We start from the raw sequence: 15,728 nt of genomic DNA on the forward strand, positions 1-15,728 counted from the left end.
CGCTTAAGCGTTGCCCGAATTATATGTGGCTGACCTTAAAAATGCATACGGGAATCCCCAATGTCCGACACGCGCCATACCAAAGTTCTGATCATCGGCTCCGGCCCCGCTGGCTACACCGCCGGCGTATACGCATCCCGCGCGATGCTAGAGCCCATTTTGGTACAAGGCATCGAGCCGGGCGGCCAATTGACCACCACAACCGAGGTTGAGAACTGGCCCGGCGACACCGAAGTGCAAGGCCCCGACCTCATGGTCCGCATGCAAGATCACGCCAAGGCAATGGGCTGCGAGATCATCGGCGATATCATCACTGATCTGGACACATCCTCCCGCCCGTTCAAAGCAAAGGGCGACAGCGGCACACTTTACACCGCCGACGCGGTTATCCTCGCGACAGGTGCGCGCGCCAAATGGTTGGGACTTGAGACGGAAGAAAAATTCAAAGGCTTCGGCGTCTCGGCATGTGCCACCTGCGACGGCTTCTTCTACCGCGGCCAAGAGATCGTCGTCATCGGCGGCGGCAACACGGCTGTTGAGGAAGCGTTGTTCCTGACCAATTTCGCCTCCAAGGTCACCCTGATCCACCGCCGCGACGAGTTGCGGGCCGAGAAAATCCTGATCAACCGCCTTGAGAAGAACCCCAAGATCGAGCCATTGTGGTTTCACGAATTGGTGGAAGTCACCGGCACCGACACTCCTCTCAGCGTTGAGGGCGTGAAAGCCAAGCACACCAAAACCGGCGAGATCACCGAAATCCCGTGCAAAGGCGTCTTTGTGGCTATCGGTCACGCCCCGTCCAATGAACTGGTCAAAGACGTGTTGGACACACATATGGGCGGCTATGTCGTCACCAAACCCGATAGCACCGAAACCTCCATTCCGGGCATCTTTGCCGCCGGTGATTTGACCGACCACAAGTACCGCCAAGCCGTGACAAGTGCCGGCATGGGCTGCATGGCCGCATTGGAGGCCGAGCGTTTCTTGGCCGAAGAAGACTAATGACTGCGACACCAGCCCGCAATTTGAGAGCTCACATCTTCACCAACATTGATGAAGTTCTGATTTTCAAACAATCGCCGAACTTCTCCCCATTGGTTGATGGTGTCGAGTTTACGTGCGGGCTGGAAGTGCCTGAAGACACCGACGTCTTACTGATGTACACGCGTGCATCCTACTCGGTCAAAACACCGCTGGCGCGAAATCGCACGATTTTCTATGCGGGTGAACCTGATGTTATTCACCCCTATTCCAACCGCTTTCTAAACCAATTCGGTTCGGTCATGACGACGCGGCAATCCCCCCTTAAAACGCGGAAAGTACAGGGCACAATTTGCTCAATGCCCTTTGTCGGAATTAACTTTACCGACATGGAGAACCCGCTTCCACTTGAGTATTTTGAAACACTCCCCTGCCCCAAGAAAGACGATCGCATTTCAATCGTCACAAGCACCAAGACGCATACAGAATACCATCGCGAGCGGCTGAAGTTTATCGCCCATCTCACCGAAACCATCCCCGAATACATCACACTCTATGGGCGCGGGCATAAATCCGTTGATGACAAAAAAGATGCCTTGCTTGACCACAAGTACCACATAGCCCTCGAGAACGGCGGCGGGCCAGACGTTTGGACCGAAAAGCTAACCGACCCGATGCTGTGCCACGCTCACCCGTTCTATTACGGCTGCACCAATGTGGAGACGTATTTCCCCGACGGCTCGTATACCTACATCGACATCACCAATCCGGAAGCTGCGGTAAACACGATGATGCGGGCTCGTGAAGCTCAGGTCTGGGAAAACAACCGCGATGCGTTAGACGAAGGCCGCAAACGGGCCATTCATGACTACAATTTGATGCGTAATTTTGCTCGGCTTGCCCATGTGGCCGTCGCTCTGGATGACCCGTCAGAGAAAACAACGCGCCCATGGGTCATTAGATCTGAACGGTCGCTTTGGCCCGAAAAGGGTGCGCGCGGCTCGGTCGCAAACGTCTTACTTCGCCGCTCGCTGCAACTTATTGATCCAGAAGTGGAACTTCGCTTCGCTGGCATTATGCGCCGTATAGACATCAAGAAGTCGGAAAGAAGAGCCGCGAAGCTCGCGCTGATGGAAGCTGAGAAGAACTAGGCTGCTAAAATTCACTGTGACCATATTGCAGCGCGGCAAATTGCGTTAAATTCCCCGTAATTCCTCTCTTGCATTAATCGGTAAATATGCAATGTGTTCATCCGTGAACATACATTGAGCCGTGAGTAATGACATTACACACCAAACCAGCATTGGACGACGAAGATCTGCTCTTCCGACTTCTGCGCCAGCTTGATCTGGCGCCGGATGCGTCCCAGCGCGCGACCGCCACCGCTTTGGGTGTATCGCTTGGCCGGCTCAACTCACTGCTTCGCGCTGCAACTGACGCAGGTTTCGTCAAGAAAAGCGACCGCGCAGGCCCCGACAAACGCCAACGCTTTGAATATGCGCTCACCCCGCGCGGCGGCTCCACCAAGAACCAACTCACCAACGCGTTTCTCAAACGAAAGTTCGAAGAATACGACGCACTTCACGCCGAATTAACCGGCACTCACGCAAGCCTCTCCCCCTTAAGTGATAGGACAAGACTGATGAACAACGACCTAAGCCCAATCCCAGAACTCTACGTGTCCTACGACAGCGCGCAGAAGATGAAAATGGAAGCCGCAGAGCTGACATCTTGGGACCTGACCCCACGCCAAATTTGTGATCTTGAACTGTTGATGAACGGCGGCTTCAACCCGCTGAAAGGCTTCTTGTCCGAAGCTGATTATAACGGCGTTGTTGAAAACATGCGCCTGACCACGGGCGAACTTTGGCCAATGCCTATCACATTGGACGTGGGCGAAGACTACGCCAAGACCATCGAAGTCGGCCAAGACATCGCCTTGCGCGACCAAGAAGGCGTGATTTTGGCGATGATGTCCGTCACCGACAAATGGGAGCCAAACAAAGCTCTTGAGGCTGAAAAAGTCTTCGGCGCCGACGACAGCGCCCACCCTGCGGTGAACTACTTGCACAACCAAGCGGGCAAAATCTACCTCGGCGGCCCGATCACCGGCATTCAGCAGCCCGTGCATTACGACTTCCGCGCCCGCCGCGACACGCCTAACGAGTTGCGCGCTTACTTCCGCAAAATGGGCTGGCGCAAAGTTGTGGCGTTCCAAACCCGCAACCCATTGCACCGTGCGCACCAAGAACTGACCTTCCGCGCCGCGAAAGAAGCGCAGGCCAACCTGTTGATCCACCCAATTGTCGGCTTGACCAAACCAGGCGACATCGACCACTTCACACGCGTTCGCTGCTACGAAGCAGTCTTGGACCAGTACCCTGCCTCCACAACAGCAATGAGCCTGTTGAACTTGGCCATGCGTATGGCTGGCCCACGCGAAGCTGTTTGGCACGGGCTGATCCGCAAAAACCACGGCTGCACCCACTTCATCGTTGGCCGCGACCACGCAGGCCCCGGTTCCAACTCTGCGGGCGAAGACTTCTACGGCCCCTATGATGCGCAGGACTTGTTCCGCGAGCACCAAGAAGAAATGGGCATCGAAATGGTCGACTTTAAGCACATGGTCTATGTGCAAGAGCGCGCCCAATACGAGCCTGCCGACGAGATCGAGGACAAAGAAAACGTCACCGTCCTCAATATCTCAGGCACAGAATTGCGCCGCCGCTTGGCCGAAGGCTTGGAAATCCCTGAATGGTTCTCCTTCCCTCAGGTCGTCAACGAGCTGCGCAAATCGCGCCCACCTCGGGCCAGCCAAGGCTTCACCGTGTTCTTCACCGGCTTCTCCGGCTCCGGCAAATCCACCATCGCTAATGCCTTGATGGTGAAGCTGATGGAAATGGGTGGCCGTCCGGTGACCCTGCTTGATGGCGACATCGTGCGTAAGAACCTCAGCTCGGAGCTCGGCTTCTCGAAAGAGCACCGCGATCTGAACATCCGCCGCATCGGCTACGTGGCCTCCGAGATCACCAAAAACGGTGGCATCGCGATCTGTGCGCCAATCGCGCCATATGAAACCACCCGCCGCGCGGTGCGTGAGGACATCGAATCCTTCGGTGCCTTCATCGAAGTCCACGTCGCGACCTCGATTGAGGAATGTGAACGCCGTGACCGCAAAGGCCTCTACAAGCTGGCACGTGAAGGCAAGATCAAAGAGTTCACAGGTATCTCGGACCCATATGACGTCCCAGCCAACCCAGAGCTCAGCGTCGAGACCGAAAACGTCGAAGTCGACAACTGCGCACATCAGGTCATCCTGAAGTTGGAATCCATGGGCCTGATCAAAGGCTAAGCTGGCATCCCAGACTGAAACAACGCAAAAGGCCCTCCGGTTTCGGGGGGCCTTTTCGCTTGAAGGCTAAAATTGTTCTCCCTACGCTCCCCACAAAAGGGGCACCACTTATGGCACATGGAACAAAATTAAACGGCCGCTTGCGTGATTTCATCGAAGCCCAGAACGTGTTCTTCGTTGCGACGGCTGCGGAAGATGGGACCGTGAACCTGTCCCCCAAAGGCGCCGATAGCCTTCGCATATTGGACGATAACCGCATCCTTTGGCTCAACCTAACCGGCAGCGGCAATGAGACCGCAGGTCACCTGCGCCGCAAAAACCGTATGACGTTGATGTTTTGCGCCTTCGACGACAGAGCGCTGATCTTGCGCCTCTACGGAACCGCCCAAACCCTTCACTCGCGCGATGCCGGTTGGAACGACGCCATCAGCCAATTCCCCGACATGGCAGGCTCGCGCCAGATATTCGATTTCAAATTCGATCAGCTCCAAACCTCATGCGGAACAGGCGTCCCCGTGATGCCCTTCAAGCGCGACCGCGTCGACGACGAATTGCTGCCATTCTATGCAGAAATGGAGCCCAAGGAGTTGGATGCCTTCTGGCGCAAAAAGAACGCCACCACTGTCGACGGGTTTGATACCGGCTTGTTTGAGGATTAGGGCAACATCTCGCCTTGCATCACAATGCGACCTCGCCCTGACACACGAACGCCTGTGATTGCGTCACGCGGCCCCAAAACCTCCACATGCGCCAATCCGGGGCGACCCAAGTCGTGCCCCTGCTGAGCCTTATATGTAGGTTCGTCTATCATTCCATTGCGCCAAAGGTAGGCGGCGGCACATCCCGTAGCGGACCCTGTGAACGGGTCCTCAGGCGGATTTGGCGGCAGTAGTAGCAACCTGCTAAACGTGTCGCCCTCCTCAGTCGCACCGCCCAAGCTGACCAGATATGGCTCCATCACGGGGGCACCGTCCAACCGCACGTCTTCTTGAAATGCCGCAAGCGCCACAGCATCCACTTTTGCACGGCGCAACGCTGCGTGATCGCGCACCAAGGTGACCACGAATGGCAATCCCGTGGAGACCACTTGAGGCTGACCCATGATGTCTTCCTCGTGCAGCCCCACCGTTGGGGCAACTTGCGCGGCGGGAACCACCTGTCCAAATATAGGCGCGTTTTGGGTCATGGTGATTTGGCCGTCGTCGGACACCTCAATCGGGACGATCCCGGCGCCCGTTTCCAGCGTCAGCTTTGGCCCTTTCACCACTCCACGCAATAGCGCCGAATGCACCGAGGCAATCGTCGGATGCCCCGCAAAAGGAATTTCATGCGTAGGGAAGAAGTAACGGACTTTCATGTCCGCCACATCCGACGGGCCAATGAAGGTACATTCCACCAGCCCCGTCTCTTTGGTAAATTTCAGGCAGGTCTCGACGGGCAACTCGCCCTCGTCATAGACCACCGCACAGCCATTGCCGCCGAAGGCTTCATCCGTGAAGGCATCGACCCAGTCAAAGGCGTATTTGGTCAATGAACTGTCACCGGCGCAAAGTCGTTTTGCCGCGCCAACATGAAGGCCATCTCGCGGTTTGGCACCAATGCCAATCGCTCGCCATCAGCGCCATGCACCGCGTATAGCTTGTCTAGCCCGTTCAGCTCTTCGCGCACCTCATCGGGCAAATCCGCAGCATTCACCGCACGCACATATACGATACGCGCGTCACCACCCAAGGTTTTCAAATCAATTGCTGTGTCCATGACGCTTATCCTTTGTTGATCTTAATAGTTTGAACGATGGTCTCTGGGACCGCCCGCTTCAGGTCCACATGCAGCAATCCATTCTCGGTTGCGGCACCAGCCACTTCGACCCCGTCCGCAAGCACGAAGGCTTTTTGGAACTGCCGTGCCGCAATTCCGCGGTGCAGGAATATCCGGTCATCCTCAGGGTCGGCTTGCTTACCACGCACGATCAGTTGGCGGTCTTCAACGGTGATCGACAGATCATCATCCCCAAAACCCGCAACAGCCAGCGTAATGCGAAACGAATTGTCGGCAGATTGCTCGATGTTGAACGGCGGGTAGCCATTCTCGGATTTGGCGGTGCGTTCCACCAGCCGTTCAAGCTGGTCGAACCCCAGTAAAAAAGGGTGTGACCCCAAGGTAAGCTTTGTCATGGCACAGTCCTAGATGAGTAAGCGACTTTGCGAAATCAGGCCCCCGAAGGCAGCCATGACTAGAAAATGGGGACTGATTGACAATGAATCAAGTGCAACGTCGGTGAATCACTAGACAGATGCCCCCCACAAGCCCACATTGCCCCTACTTGAAGGAAAGAGCGCAACTCCCGTGAAATCATCCGAAAACATGTCCAAGAACGATGTGCTTCGCGTAAAGCTTGAGGTTCTCAAGCGCGAACACCGAGATCTTGATGACGCGATCACCGCGCTTCAAGAAAAAACGGCCCCTGATCAGCTGACATTGCGCCGCCTCAAAAAGCAAAAGCTGTCCCTAAAGGACCGCATCGCGGTGCTAGAGGACCAGCTGACCCCAGATATTATTGCGTGACCCGCCCCAGTCGCTATAAGGGCGGCTTCTATTTGGCATCCTGAAAGCGGCCCCATTATGACAAATGCATCTGTCCCCGTAGGTATTATCATGGGCAGCCAGTCCGACTGGCCCACTATGAAGGAAGCCGCCGACATGCTGGACGCGCTCGAAATCCCTTATGAAGCCAAGATCGTATCTGCGCACCGCACGCCTGATCGTTTGTGGGAATACGGCAAAACCGCCGTGGATCGCGGGCTTCAGGTGATTATCGCAGGGGCCGGTGGCGCCGCGCATTTGCCCGGCATGATGGCCTCCAAAACCCGCGTGCCTGTCATTGGCGTGCCCGTGCAAACCAAGGCCCTGTCCGGCGTCGACAGCCTATATTCAATCCTGCAAATGCCGCGCGGTTTTCCGGTTGCCACCATGGCTATTGGCGCGGCAGGGGCTGCAAACGCGGGCCTGATGGCCGCGGGCATTTTGGCACTGCAAGACGCGGAGCTTGCCGCACGGTTGGACAAATGGCGCTCTGACTTGGCCGCGTCCATTCCGCAGGAGCCTAAAGATGTCTAAGCCCCTGCCCAACAATGCCACCATCGGCATTCTAGGCGGCGGTCAGTTGGGCCGCATGCTGTCCGTCGCGGCCTCTCGCTTAGGCTTCAAAACCTGCGTGTTTGAGCCGGGAGTCAATTGCCCCGCTTCCCATGTCGCGGACCGCCACATCCAAGCGTCTTATGACGACACGGACGCCTTGCGCGCCTTTGGCGAAAGCGTCGATGTCATCACCTATGAGTTTGAGAACATCCCCGCCTCCGCCCTAGACCTGCTGGAAACCCTGCGTGAAGTGCGCCCGAACCGCCGCGCGCTCACCATCAGCCAAGACCGCATGAATGAGAAAGCGTTCTTGCAAGACCTCGGCCTGACCGTTGCCCCTTTTGCTGCCGTTGAGACACTCGACGAGATGCACAAAGCCGTGGCCGCAGTGGGCGCGCCCTCCATCCTGAAAACCCGCACGCTGGGCTATGACGGCAAGGGCCAAGCCCGCCTAAAGACCGCAGATGACGCCGAAGCTGCCTTCAACGCCATGGACGGCGCCAAGGCCGTTCTGGAGGGCTTTGTCGACTTTACCTGCGAGATTTCCATCATCGGCGCCCGCGCTGCTGATGGCCAAGTGGCGTGTTTTGACCCCGGCCAAAACGTCCACCGCGACGGCATTCTTGATGCAACCACAGTTCCCGCAACCGTCCCCGCAACCCTGCGCATGGACGCGGTGCTGATGGCAGGCCGTATCCTCAACGCGTTGGACTACATCGGCGTGCTTGGCGTGGAGCTGTTCGTCACGCCGACGGGTTTGATCGTCAATGAAATCGCCCCACGCGTGCATAACTCTGGCCACTGGACACAAAACGGCTGCATCATTGACCAGTTCGAGCAGCACATCCGCGCAGTTGCGGGTTGGCCTTTGGGCGACGGAAGCCGTCATTCCAATGTGGTGATGGAAAACCTCATTGGGGCGGATATGGACAAGGTTCCAGAACTCGCCGCCGACCCTAGCGTCGCATTGCACCTCTACGGCAAAGCCGATGCGAAAGCGGGTCGCAAAATGGGTCACATCAACCGGATCAGCCCTAAAAGCTGATCAGTTACCCTCTGACGTCCCCAAGGTCTGCTCTACCGTTTCAGACACGGCTTCACTTACGTCATTGGCCACGTCTGCCACAGTGTCGCCCGCGACTACCGCCACCTGTGCGGCCACGTCTGAAAGCGTCAAGTCATGGTCGAACGCCCCCGTCTCTAGAAACTCCATGGTTTGCGCCACAACCAAGGGTGAATTCATCATAAAGGTATGCGTCACCGGAAGCGCCAAGTGGTCGTCCATCCCCTCAATCTTCGTGCTTTCAACCGACACTTTGCCGTCATCCGCACCTGGGATCAGCAGCGAATACACAGGGTTCAGACTTTGCGTGCCTGCAATAACCCCCAATGAAAAATCCACAGGGCCAAGCATGTTGGGCACGGAATCGGGGCGCGTGTGCAATTGCGCGCCAGCGGGGCCATTAACCCACTCGAAGGGTTCCCACACGCTCAGCTCGTCAACCAGCTCCGAGCCTTTGTTCGGCGGTGACAGCATCACCACATGACCCAAGCTGGGCAACTCATGCTCTGACATCCAGTCGCGCACCAAGATGCCGCCCATAGAGTGGGTGATGAAATGGATCGGCGCCTTGTCCCCGCATTCTGCAATCGCCGCCGGAACGGTCTCATGCGACAGCTCGCGAATGGTCTCGCTCGTCGATGGATAGGATGGGTTTACCGTCTGGTAGCCATTCGCTTGTAACGTTTGGTCCATCACGGACAGCGAAAAGTTGCTACGCGCCAAACCGTGGAGCAACACCACACAGTCGGCGGCAGCAACGGTCGGGCTCATCAAAAGGGCAAATATAAAATACTTCATGGGCATCATTTATATGTTTCGTCGTACAATTTCACCATCATCCAACGTCTACCTTGCGTCATTTGAGCGCAAAAATCCGTTTTTCCCCGTACATGAAGCGTGAAACCCGTCTTCTGTATAATCATTTGAGCGCCGCCCCTGTTGACAAGTCCTATGTCGCGGTCACATGTAACCGCTCAATATTGTAGTCGTTTAAGGAGAGGCAGTTATGCCCGTAGTTGTCGTCGAGTCGCCCGCAAAGGCCAAGACCATCAACAAATATCTCGGCCCCGACTACACGGTGCTTGCCTCCTATGGCCACGTGCGGGACTTGCCGCCAAAAGATGGCTCCGTCGATCCGGACAATGATTTCGACATGCTTTGGGAAGTCGGCAGCGATTCCAAAAAGCACGTCAAGGCCATCGCCGACGCTCTGAAAGAAGACAACAACCTGATCCTCGCGACCGACCCCGACCGCGAAGGGGAAGCCATCTCGTGGCACCTCGAGGAAACTCTGCGCAAGCGCAAGGTGATCAAGAAAGACACCCCCGTCAGCCGCGTGGTGTTCAACGCGATCACCAAGACCGCCGTCACCGAAGCGATGAAAAACCCGCGCAAGGTCGACCAGCCGCTGGTGGATGCTTATTTGGCGCGCCGCGCGCTTGACTACCTCGTGGGCTTCAAGCTCTCGCCTGTTTTGTGGCGCCGCCTTCCCGGTGCGAAATCCGCAGGCCGCGTGCAATCCGTTTGCCTGCGCCTGATCGTTGACCGCGAGATGGAAATCGAGAAATTCAACAATCAAGAGTACTGGACCGTGAAAGCGATGCTGTCCAACTCGCGCGGCCAAGACTACGAGGCCCGCCTAACCACGCTTGCAGGCAAGAAGCTCGACAAATTCGACATCGCGAATGACACCGCCGCCGAATTGGCCGTGGCCGCGATCAACTCACGCGATCTCAAAGTCACCAGCGTTGAGGCCAAACCCGGCTCGCGCAACCCGTCAGCACCCTTCATGACCTCGACGTTGCAGCAAGAGGCCAGCCGCAAATTCGGTATGGGCGCGCGCCAAACCATGAGCGCCGCACAACGCCTCTATGAAGCGGGCCACATCACCTACATGCGGACCGACGGCATCGACATGGCCCCCGAGGCGATCACTGCCGCACGCGACGCGATCAAAGACAAGTTCGGCGCGCAATATGTCCCGTCCGAGCCGCGCATGTATAAGAACAAGGCCAAGAACGCCCAAGAGGCACACGAATGTATCCGCCCTACGGAGCTGGCCAAAGGCGTGGAAGACCTCTCAATCATCGACGCGGACCAGCGTAAGCTCTACGACCTGATCTACAAACGCACCGTGGCCTCGCAAATGGCCGCCGCCAAACTGGAGCGCACAACGGTTCTGGTCGGCTCAGACGACAAGCAAGTGGAATTGCGCGCCTCCGGTCAGGTGATGATCTTCGACGGCTTCTTGCGCGTCTATGAAGAAGGCAAGGATGACGCCGTCGTCGACGATGACGACAAGTCCCTGCCCCAGATCAATCAAGGCGAGACAGCCCCTAAGAAGTCCGTCACGCCGGAGCAACACTTCACCCAGCCGCCGCCCCGCTACACCGAGGCGACATTGGTCAAACGCATGGAAGAGCTGGGCATCGGCCGCCCATCCACCTACGCGTCGATCGTGACCACGATCCAAGACCGCAGCTATGTGATCAAAGACAAAAACCGCCTGATCCCCGAAGACAAAGGCCGTCTGGTGACGGTGTTCTTGTCCAACTTCTTCTCGCGCTATGTGGAATACGACTTCACCGCAGCCCTTGAAGGCGAACTCGACGACGTCTCCGCAGGCGATCGGGATTACAAAACCGTGCTGGAGCGCTTCTGGCGCGACTTCTCGGTGGCGATTGCCGAGGCATTGGACCTCTCCATCACGGAAGTTCTGGAAAAGCTGAACGATGTGCTGACACCGCATATCTTCCCGTCGAATGAAGAAGGCACCGACCCGCGCCTTTGCCCCAACTGTGGCGAAGGCCGCCTGTCCATGCGCACCGCGCGCTCTGGCGGGGCTTTCATCGGCTGCTCGCGCTACCCAGATTGCAAATACACCCGCCCCTTCGGCCCGCCCAACCCAGAGCTGGAAGCCAGCGCCATCCCACCAGAAGGTAAACTTCTGGGCGAGGACGAAGGCGACAACATCTGGATTCACAAAGGCCGCTTTGGCCCATACGCCCAGCGCGGCGAGGTGACCGAGGAAAACAAAAAGCCGAACCGCCAATCGATCCCGAAAGAATGGCCGCCAGAAGACATCGACCTGCCACAAGCCGTGCGCCTGTTGTCCCTGCCGCGCCTACTCGGGCCGCACCCAGAGGACGGCGTCAACGTCTGGTCCAACATCGGGCGCTACGGGCCCTACATCAAACACGCGGACACGACATCCAACCGTGGCGGCACCAACGCCAACTTGGAAACCCTTGAGGACGTGTTCACTGTGGGCATGAACCACGCGGTGCAATTGCTGGCCGAGAAAATCGCCTCTCGCGGTGGTCGCGGTGCAGCGGCGAAAACCCTGCGCGATATGGGCGATCATCCTGACGACGGCGGCAACATCTCGATCATGGAAGGCAAATACGGGCCTTACGTGAAGTGGGAAAAGGTCAACGCGACCATCCCCAAAGAGGTAGCCCCTGATGACCTGACCCTTGATCAAGCCATGCAGCTCATCGTCGAGAAGCAATCCAAAGGCGGCACAAAGCGCAAAGCGCCCGCCAAAAAGAAAGCTCCGGCTAAGAAAAAGCCCGCAGCAAAGAAGAAAGCACCCGCGAAGAAAAAAGCGGACGCTAAGGAATGATCAACAAGGGACTGCTGATTTTGTTGGCTGTCTTTTGTACGCTGGTTGGGTTGTTGGTTCTTGCCAAATCCCGACCAGCCGCGGCTCATGACGCAAATGTTCTTACAATTCATGAAACTGTCACCGTCGCCTAGCTAACAAGAGGGGCTTTGTTCGCAAAGACAAACTCTCTGACCTGAAAGGTTACCTTCATGTATAAACCCCTGATAGCAACCGCCGCTCTAAGTCTGCTGCTGGCGGCCCCCGCGACATCTGAAACGTTCCAAGTTGGTCCACGTCCACTTTACTTGGTCGACCTGATGGACGCTGGCCCGTTGAAGGACAAGTTGCTGTCCTGCGCCGGATAGCCGGTGCACCGCACTGAATTCTCCATAGGTCACCGCGGCGCCCCCCTCCAGTTCCCCGAACACACAGCCCAAAGCTATACCGCCGCCTCGCGCATGGGTGCTGGCGTCGTGGAATGCGATGTGACTTTCACCGCTGACAAACAGTTGGTATGCCGCCACGGCCAAAACGACCTGCACACAACCACAAACATTCTGGCCACCAATCTGGCGGGCAAATGCACGACCCCGTTCAGCCCCGCTAAGGGTGGCGAGGACGCTGCCGTAGAATGTCGCACGTCAGACCTGACGCTGTCAGAGTTCCAAACCCTAAATGGCAAGATGGATGCGGGCGATTCAAGTGCCACAACGGCGCGCAACTATATGAACGCCACGGCAAACTGGCGCACCGATCTTTATGTAGCTGACGGTAAGTTGCTCACCCATGCCCAAAGCATCGAATTGATCAAATCCTTCGGCGCAAAATTTACGCCAGAGTTGAAAACTCCTGTGGTCGACATGCCCTTTGATGGCATGACCCAAGAGGCCTACGCACAAAAGATGATCGACGACTACAAGGCGGCGGGCATCCCCCCATCTGACGTTTGGGCGCAAAGCTTTAACCTTGATGACGTGCTCTATTGGATTGAAGCCGAGCCTGAGTTTGGTGCGCAGGCGGTCTTTCTTGTGGAATGGAAAGCCGGATTTGACGAGCAGGACTCCAGTACTTGGCAGGAAGATTTCGAGCATTTGCACGCACAAGGCGTGAACTACCTCGCCCCCTCTATCAACATGCTGCTCACAAGCGCTGACGGCCAAATCGCAGCTTCCGCCTACGCCCACGCGGCCCGCGCGGCTGGGTTGAAATTGATCGGCTGGTCGCTCGAGCGCTCGGGTCCGTTGCAAAATGGCGGTGGTTATTACTACTCATCCATCACCGATTTGATTACGTCAGACGGCGATATGTTTAAGGTGATCGACGCATTGGCCCAAGATGCAGGCCTTGTGGGGCTGTTTTCCGACTGGCCTGCCACTGTCAGCTACTACGCCAGCTGCATGGACCTGCCATAGCGCCTTGAAATTCGCCCCTTACTGCCCGACATAGAGGCAAAGCAGTTTTGCCGACTTAGGGGCCACGAATTCATGACCACACCAAACCAAGCCGCGTTGGATTTTCTTCTGACGCGGCGCTCCCGTCCCCATAAAACGCTTGCAGCACCCGCACCGGACCGCGACGCCCTGCGCCCCCTGCTTACGGCGGCAGCACGGACGCCTGACCACGGCAAGCTAGAGCCGTGGCGCTTCATCGTGTTGGAACAAGACGCCCTACGCCGCCTTTCCGAACTGGCCCGTGTGCGTGGTGCGCAGCTTGGGCACGATGCAGACCAAATTGATAAGATCGCGGGCATGTTCCTGACGGCCCCGATGTCGATCGCTGTCGTGGCCTCCCCTAAGGCCTCCGCGAAGATCCCCGAAATCGAACAGACACTCAGCGCGGGTGCAGTTTCTCTTGCCCTGCTCAACGCGGCTCTTGCGGCGGGTTGGGGTGCCAATTGGCTCACGGGTTGGACCGCCTTTGACCGCCCGTTCCTAAGCCAAGGCTTGCAGCTAGAAGAGCCAGAATACGTCGCAGGCTTCATCCACATCGGCACGCAGACCTCCACACCGCCGGACCGCCCACGCCCCGATATCAACGCCATCACAACATGGGTAAGCAAATGATCTTTACCGACTTCCTCAAGGCCTTGGGCCAAATCGGCGACAAGCGCTTCCTAAGCGTCCTGATGATGGGTGTCGGCCTCACGCTGGCGTTGCTCTTCGGCTTCACCGTGGTCTTCGCTTGGACCATCGGGTTGATCGTGCCCGAAAGCTTCTCCCTGCCATGGATCGGCGAAATCACATGGATCGACAACGTGCTGTCATGGGCCGTGGTGCCGGTGATGATGGGGGCCTCTGTCTTCTTGATGGTGCCAGTTGCGTCGGCTTTCACGGGCTTGTTCCTAGACCGCGTCGTCGATGCGGTAGAGGCCGAGCATTACCCCGGTCTGGACCCTGTCACGCCCCTGCCCTTCGCAGAAGTGATGAACGAGACCGCCAAGTTCCTTGGCCTGATGGTCGCGGTCAACATGGTGGCCTTGGTGCTGTGCCTGATCTTCGTCCCTCTGGCGCCCTTCATCTTTTGGGGCGTAAACGGTCTGCTTCTTGGCCGTGAATACGCAACTCAAGTGGCGCAACGCCGCTTGGGGTCCGAGGGCGCGCGCGCGTTTCGCAAGACGCACCGCTTCCGGTTATGGATGGCCGGCATTCTTATGGCGGTGCCGCTGACGATCCCACTGGTGAACCTGTTTATCCCGATCCTAGGCGTCGCCACCTTCACGCATCTCTACCACCGTTTGGCGCGCACGGCGGCTTAGCTGTCAGGTCCGATCACCTTGTAGAGGTTCATCGTGTCCGCGCTGAGGTAGCCATAGACAATCGCCAAGCACACCGGCACCCAGATCGCGACCGAGATCAGGGTGGTGATCGCAAACTTGCGCTTCATCCTCGGGTTCGCAGGGGCCGAGCGCGGGGTGCCTCGCGACACCTCCCCCATCTCGCTTTGGCTTGGGGTGCCGAAGGGCAGGACGCAAAACAGCACCAAGAACCAAATCACGGCGAAGACGACGACAGCTGATGTAAACGCCATTATGCTTGCTCCAACTCAACCAAGGTGCCTGTAAAATCTTTCGGATGCAGGAACAACACTGGCTTGCCATGCGCGCCAATCTTCGGCTCACCCGTACCCAGCACGCGGGCCCCGGTGGCCTTCAGATGGTCGCGCGCCTTAAGAATGTCGTCGACCTCGTAGCAGATGTGGTGAATGCCACCCGATGGGTTCTTGTCCAGAAACCCTTGAATGGGGCTGTTGTCGCCCAAAGGGTATAGAAACTCGATCTTGGTGTTCGGCAACTCGACAAACACAACCGTGACGCCGTGATCCGGCTCATCTTGCGGCGCGCCAACCTTGGCACCCAACGTGTCTTTGTACTGCGCACAGGCCGCATCCAGATCAGGCACGGCAATGGCCACGTGATTCAATCTGCCGATCATACGAGTTCTCCCTTGAGGATCATTGGCTCCAACGCGGTTATGAAGGGCGCAACAGCTCGTCGCAAGCCGCACAGGGTGTGTAAAATCCGCCCTATTCACTTTCTGTTAGGCAAGCATGGGCAAGCTTAGGCACAGAACCCGACTCACCCTCTTGCT

At 57.3% G+C, this 15,728-nt stretch carries 16 protein-coding genes and 1 pseudogene; 11 read left to right on the forward strand and 6 right to left on the reverse strand.

The features are described from left to right. Nucleotides 1-60 precede the first annotated feature (60 nt). The 4 genes from trxB (at nucleotide 61) to ABJN86_RS04950 (ending at nucleotide 4,992) form a co-directional block, all read left to right on the forward strand. Nucleotides 61-1,002, forward strand: coding sequence for a thioredoxin-disulfide reductase (gene trxB / locus ABJN86_RS04935; protein WP_348365060.1), 942 nt, complete (start codon nucleotides 61-63; stop codon nucleotides 1,000-1,002). Beyond that, nucleotides 1,002-2,132 carry a glycosyltransferase family 10 gene (locus ABJN86_RS04940; RefSeq protein ID WP_348365063.1) on the forward strand — a complete coding sequence of 377 codons (1,131 nt, stop codon included), beginning with the start codon at nucleotides 1,002-1,004 and terminating at the stop codon, nucleotides 2,130-2,132. Before trxB ends, ABJN86_RS04940 begins: the two co-directional genes overlap by 1 nt. Before the next feature lie 128 nt (nucleotides 2,133-2,260). Beyond that, complete coding sequence (locus tag ABJN86_RS04945; RefSeq protein WP_348365065.1) at nucleotides 2,261-4,333, forward strand: bifunctional sulfate adenylyltransferase/adenylylsulfate kinase; 2,073 nt, start codon at nucleotides 2,261-2,263, stop codon at nucleotides 4,331-4,333. A gap of 110 nt (nucleotides 4,334-4,443) precedes the next feature. After that, nucleotides 4,444-4,992, forward strand: a complete 549-nt coding sequence (locus tag ABJN86_RS04950; RefSeq protein WP_348365067.1) for a pyridoxamine 5'-phosphate oxidase family protein — start codon at nucleotides 4,444-4,446, stop codon at nucleotides 4,990-4,992. On the opposite strand, the gene ABJN86_RS04955 is transcribed toward ABJN86_RS04950, so the two are convergent. Genes ABJN86_RS04955 through ABJN86_RS04965 form a run of 3 tightly spaced genes read right to left on the reverse strand, consistent with a single transcriptional unit; the run spans nucleotide 4,989 to nucleotide 6,507 of the window. Next, entirely contained in the window at nucleotides 4,989-5,864 is an 876-nt protein-coding gene (locus tag ABJN86_RS04955; RefSeq protein ID WP_348365069.1) for a PhzF family phenazine biosynthesis protein, read from the reverse strand. The genes ABJN86_RS04950 and ABJN86_RS04955 overlap by 4 nt on opposite strands. Continuing rightward, a complete protein-coding gene (locus tag ABJN86_RS04960) occupies nucleotides 5,861-6,091 on the reverse strand; it encodes a DUF1150 family protein (protein ID WP_348365071.1) in 231 nt (76 codons plus the stop codon). The genes ABJN86_RS04955 and ABJN86_RS04960 overlap by 4 nt, the downstream gene beginning before the upstream one ends. A 5-nt stretch (nucleotides 6,092-6,096) precedes the next feature. Beyond that, nucleotides 6,097-6,507, reverse strand: a complete 411-nt coding sequence (locus tag ABJN86_RS04965; protein WP_348365073.1) for an Hsp20 family protein — start codon at nucleotides 6,505-6,507, stop codon at nucleotides 6,097-6,099. Nucleotides 6,508-6,697: 190 nt separating this feature from the next. On the opposite strand from ABJN86_RS04965, the gene ABJN86_RS04970 reads away from it, so the two are divergent. The 3 genes from ABJN86_RS04970 to ABJN86_RS04980 are packed head-to-tail and all read left to right on the forward strand — an operon-like array spanning nucleotide 6,698 to nucleotide 8,516. Then, entirely contained in the window at nucleotides 6,698-6,898 is a 201-nt protein-coding gene (locus ABJN86_RS04970) for a DUF465 domain-containing protein (protein WP_348365484.1), read from the forward strand. Between the two features lie 57 nt (nucleotides 6,899-6,955). After that, the gene (gene purE / locus ABJN86_RS04975; protein ID WP_348365075.1) at nucleotides 6,956-7,450 is read left to right on the forward strand and encodes a 5-(carboxyamino)imidazole ribonucleotide mutase; all 495 of its coding nucleotides are present in this window, start codon (nucleotides 6,956-6,958) and stop codon (nucleotides 7,448-7,450) included. Next, nucleotides 7,443-8,516, forward strand: a complete 1,074-nt coding sequence (locus tag ABJN86_RS04980) for a 5-(carboxyamino)imidazole ribonucleotide synthase (RefSeq protein WP_348365077.1) — start codon at nucleotides 7,443-7,445, stop codon at nucleotides 8,514-8,516. The genes purE and ABJN86_RS04980 overlap by 8 nt, the downstream gene beginning before the upstream one ends. Here the strand turns inward: ABJN86_RS04980 and ABJN86_RS04985 are convergent, their stop codons facing one another. Beyond that, nucleotides 8,517-9,332 (reverse strand): alpha/beta fold hydrolase, encoded by an 816-nt coding sequence (locus ABJN86_RS04985; protein ID WP_348365079.1) that lies wholly within the window; start codon nucleotides 9,330-9,332, stop codon nucleotides 8,517-8,519. A gap of 208 nt (nucleotides 9,333-9,540) precedes the next feature. Here ABJN86_RS04985 and topA point away from each other — a divergent pair, with 208 nt between their 5' ends. From topA to ABJN86_RS05005, 4 genes and pseudogenes are all read left to right on the forward strand, one after another. Then, nucleotides 9,541-12,159: a type I DNA topoisomerase gene (gene topA / locus ABJN86_RS04990; protein ID WP_348365082.1), complete on the forward strand. Its 2,619-nt coding sequence runs from the start codon at nucleotides 9,541-9,543 to the stop codon at nucleotides 12,157-12,159. Between the two features lie 191 nt (nucleotides 12,160-12,350). Next, nucleotides 12,351-13,553, forward strand: a pseudogene (locus ABJN86_RS04995) (glycerophosphodiester phosphodiesterase family protein). 72 nt (nucleotides 13,554-13,625) lie between these two features. Continuing rightward, on the forward strand, nucleotides 13,626-14,204 hold the full coding sequence (locus ABJN86_RS05000) for a nitroreductase (protein ID WP_348365085.1): 579 nt from the start codon (nucleotides 13,626-13,628) through the stop codon (nucleotides 14,202-14,204). Next, a complete protein-coding gene (locus ABJN86_RS05005; RefSeq protein ID WP_348365087.1) occupies nucleotides 14,201-14,896 on the forward strand; it encodes an EI24 domain-containing protein in 696 nt (231 codons plus the stop codon). The genes ABJN86_RS05000 and ABJN86_RS05005 overlap by 4 nt, the downstream gene beginning before the upstream one ends. Here the strand turns inward: ABJN86_RS05005 and ABJN86_RS05010 are convergent. Next, nucleotides 14,893-15,168, reverse strand: a complete 276-nt coding sequence (locus ABJN86_RS05010; protein ID WP_348365089.1) for a DUF1467 family protein — start codon at nucleotides 15,166-15,168, stop codon at nucleotides 14,893-14,895. The two genes, ABJN86_RS05005 and ABJN86_RS05010, sit on opposite strands and share 4 nt — an antisense overlap. Next, on the reverse strand, nucleotides 15,168-15,572 hold the full coding sequence (mce, locus tag ABJN86_RS05015) for a methylmalonyl-CoA epimerase (protein ID WP_348365092.1): 405 nt from the start codon (nucleotides 15,570-15,572) through the stop codon (nucleotides 15,168-15,170). The genes ABJN86_RS05010 and mce overlap by 1 nt, the downstream gene beginning before the upstream one ends. Nucleotides 15,573-15,728 lie beyond the last annotated feature (156 nt).

The sequence above is a fragment of the Litoreibacter sp. genome (genome assembly GCF_039974535.1).
GTDB lineage: Bacteria > Pseudomonadota > Alphaproteobacteria > Rhodobacterales > Rhodobacteraceae > Litoreibacter.

Excerpts from the sequence above, each read along its gene's own strand:
- trxB (WP_348365060.1), top strand. The coding sequence starts at position 61 with ATGTCCGACACGCGCCATACCAAAGTTCTGATCATCGGCTCCGGCCCC.
- ABJN86_RS04940 (WP_348365063.1), top strand. The coding sequence starts at position 1,002 with ATGACTGCGACACCAGCCCGCAATTTGAGAGCTCACATCTTCACCAAC.
- ABJN86_RS04945 (WP_348365065.1), top strand. The coding sequence starts at position 2,261 with ATGACATTACACACCAAACCAGCATTGGACGACGAAGATCTGCTCTTC.
- ABJN86_RS04950 (WP_348365067.1), top strand. The coding sequence starts at position 4,444 with ATGGCACATGGAACAAAATTAAACGGCCGCTTGCGTGATTTCATCGAA.
- ABJN86_RS04960 (WP_348365071.1), bottom strand. The coding sequence starts at position 6,091 with ATGGACACAGCAATTGATTTGAAAACCTTGGGTGGTGACGCGCGTATC.
- ABJN86_RS04965 (WP_348365073.1), bottom strand. The coding sequence starts at position 6,507 with ATGACAAAGCTTACCTTGGGGTCACACCCTTTTTTACTGGGGTTCGAC.
- ABJN86_RS04970 (WP_348365484.1), top strand. The coding sequence starts at position 6,698 with ATGTCCAAGAACGATGTGCTTCGCGTAAAGCTTGAGGTTCTCAAGCGC.
- purE (WP_348365075.1), top strand. The coding sequence starts at position 6,956 with ATGACAAATGCATCTGTCCCCGTAGGTATTATCATGGGCAGCCAGTCC.
- ABJN86_RS04980 (WP_348365077.1), top strand. The coding sequence starts at position 7,443 with ATGTCTAAGCCCCTGCCCAACAATGCCACCATCGGCATTCTAGGCGGC.
- ABJN86_RS04985 (WP_348365079.1), bottom strand. The coding sequence starts at position 9,332 with ATGAAGTATTTTATATTTGCCCTTTTGATGAGCCCGACCGTTGCTGCC.
- topA (WP_348365082.1), top strand. The coding sequence starts at position 9,541 with ATGCCCGTAGTTGTCGTCGAGTCGCCCGCAAAGGCCAAGACCATCAAC.
- ABJN86_RS05000 (WP_348365085.1), top strand. The coding sequence starts at position 13,626 with ATGACCACACCAAACCAAGCCGCGTTGGATTTTCTTCTGACGCGGCGC.
- ABJN86_RS05005 (WP_348365087.1), top strand. The coding sequence starts at position 14,201 with ATGATCTTTACCGACTTCCTCAAGGCCTTGGGCCAAATCGGCGACAAG.
- ABJN86_RS05010 (WP_348365089.1), bottom strand. The coding sequence starts at position 15,168 with ATGGCGTTTACATCAGCTGTCGTCGTCTTCGCCGTGATTTGGTTCTTG.
- mce (WP_348365092.1), bottom strand. The coding sequence starts at position 15,572 with ATGATCGGCAGATTGAATCACGTGGCCATTGCCGTGCCTGATCTGGAT.